Below are 1,766 nucleotides of genomic sequence, written 5' to 3' on the forward strand. Positions count from 1 at the left end.
TCCCGCTGCTCGGCATCATCCCCGAGAGCGAGGAAGTGCTGCGCGCCTCGAACATGGGCGCGCCGGTCACCCTGAACGCCCCGCTGAGCGCCCCGGCCCGGGCCTATTTCGACGCGGTGAAGCGCCTGAAGGGCGAAACGGTCGAAATGTCGGTCCCGAGCGACAAGAAGGGAATCTTCGCCAAGCTGTTTTGCCGGAGGGTCGCATGAGCTTGTTCAGCTTCTTCAGCAAGCGCAGCTCCGCCCCGGTGGCGCGCGAGCGGCTGCAGATCCTGCTGGCGCATGAGCGGTCGTCGATCGGCGGCCGGTCCGACCTGATGGCGATCCTGCAGGAGGAAATCCTGGCGGTGATCGCCAAGCACATCTCGGTGGATCGCGAGAAGGTGCAGGTCAAGCTCGACCGCGGCGTTTCGGTCTCGACCCTCGAGGTCGACATCGAGATCCCGACTCCGGAAGGCCCGGCCAAGCTCGCCCTGCGCGGCTGACGGCCTCCCGGTCTCATCACAAAAGGGCGATGCGGACGCCCTGGTGAGACCTCACGCTTTCGACCCTGGCGCAGCCGGCTCCAGACCCGGCCAGAAGGCCGGGACGAGCCTCAGCCTTTCACCGCTTCGATGGTGACGCTGAGCGGCAGGTTCGGCCGGTCCGCCGGCATCCGCCACAGCCCGTCCGTCCCCGGCACCAGGCAGGGCCACATCTGCCAGGCCGCGGCATCGTGCTCGCGCAGGGTCGTCAGCCGCATCCCGGCCGCCAGCAAGGCACCGACGATGGTGCCGAGCGGATGGTCCCATTCCACCGTGCGGGTGTGGCTGAAGACGGCGTCGCGGTCAGCGTAGCTGCCTTGCGCGTCGAACTCCAGCGGCGTGCCGCGGAAATAGGAATAGGTCGGCAGGATCGGTGCCTCCGGCCGCGCCTGCTCCAGCGCCCGCGCCGCCGGGTGGCCGTCGAGGAAATAGAGCCGCCCACCCGGCTTCAGCAGCGCCGCCACCGTCTGCGCCCAACGGACGATGTCGGGCAACCAGATGATGGTGCCCAGCTGGTGAAGACGAAGTCGTGCTGTCCCTCGCCCAGCAGCCGCGACGCGTCATAAAGATCGCCTTCGACGAATTCGGCGCTGCTACCGGTCTCGGCCGCCAGACTCCGCGCCGCAGCGATCGCCTTGGCCGAGAAGTCGAGGCCGGTGACCCGCGCACCGCGGCGGGCCAAATACATCGTGTCCATGCCGAAATGGCACTGCAGATGGGCCACCCGAAGCCCGGCGATGTCGCCGATTTCCGCCGCCTCGATCGGGGTCAGGTCGGTCTCGCCGCGCCGGAAGCCGTCGACATTGTAGAAAGCGGAGCGCAGATGCGCGGCCACCCGCTCGTCCCAATGCGCCCGGTTGAGCGCCACGCCGTCTTCCATCGGTTTCCCCCCGTCGCGACGACTTGTTCGGGCGTTTTCTACCCTTCAAGTGTCATGCCACGGCTTGACCGTGGCATCCAGGGGCGGCCAGAGCGGCTCTTCGTGGCCCCTGGATTGCCCGGTCGAGCCGGGCAATGACAGTAAAGGTGGGTCCTCAGGCCCGGCACCGGCATTGAGTCACAAGGCGGCGGGCTGCATCGTCTTGGGGGTGTGGGCGGCGCAATGCGCGGCCCCCCGCCACCAGGTCACCCGGGCTCGCCTTTGATGTCCGGAGCGCCTCGAACCGGAGATCCGCCATGTCCGCCTCCAGCAACGCCCCGGCCTTCACCCTGACCAACCCGGCCGGGCTCTACGATCCCTCGG

3 protein-coding genes and 1 pseudogene are annotated in these 1,766 nt (G+C 68.3%); 2 read left to right on the top strand and 2 right to left on the bottom strand.

Annotated features, from left to right (window positions below; genetic code table 11):
- Window positions 1-209 (top strand): annotated as a pseudogene (locus AC3XYG_RS24730) (septum site-determining protein MinD); the annotation flags it as partial.
- Window positions 206-484 carry a cell division topological specificity factor MinE gene (gene minE, locus AC3XYG_RS24735; RefSeq protein WP_489142526.1) on the top strand — a complete coding sequence of 93 codons (279 nt, stop codon included), beginning with the start codon at window positions 206-208 and terminating at the stop codon, window positions 482-484. The pseudogene AC3XYG_RS24730 and the gene minE, both read left to right, overlap by 4 nt.
- A gap of 110 nt (window positions 485-594) precedes the next feature.
- Here the strand turns inward: minE and AC3XYG_RS24740 are convergent, their stop codons facing one another.
- Both AC3XYG_RS24740 and AC3XYG_RS24745 read right to left on the bottom strand, forming a co-directional pair.
- Window positions 595-987 (bottom strand): hypothetical protein, encoded by a 393-nt coding sequence (locus AC3XYG_RS24740; protein WP_489142527.1) that lies wholly within the window; start codon window positions 985-987, stop codon window positions 595-597.
- Window positions 972-1,391, bottom strand: a complete 420-nt coding sequence (locus AC3XYG_RS24745; protein WP_489142528.1) for a class I SAM-dependent methyltransferase — start codon at window positions 1,389-1,391, stop codon at window positions 972-974. The genes AC3XYG_RS24740 and AC3XYG_RS24745 overlap by 16 nt, the downstream gene beginning before the upstream one ends.
- Window positions 1,392-1,766 lie beyond the last annotated feature (375 nt).

The sequence above is a fragment of the Inquilinus sp. genome, assembly GCF_057815775.1.

What these genes read in the sequence shown, in the direction of transcription:
- minE (WP_489142526.1), top strand. Translation starts at nt 206, where the DNA reads ATGAGCTTGTTCAGCTTCTTCAGCAAGCGCAGCTCCGCCCCGGTGGCG.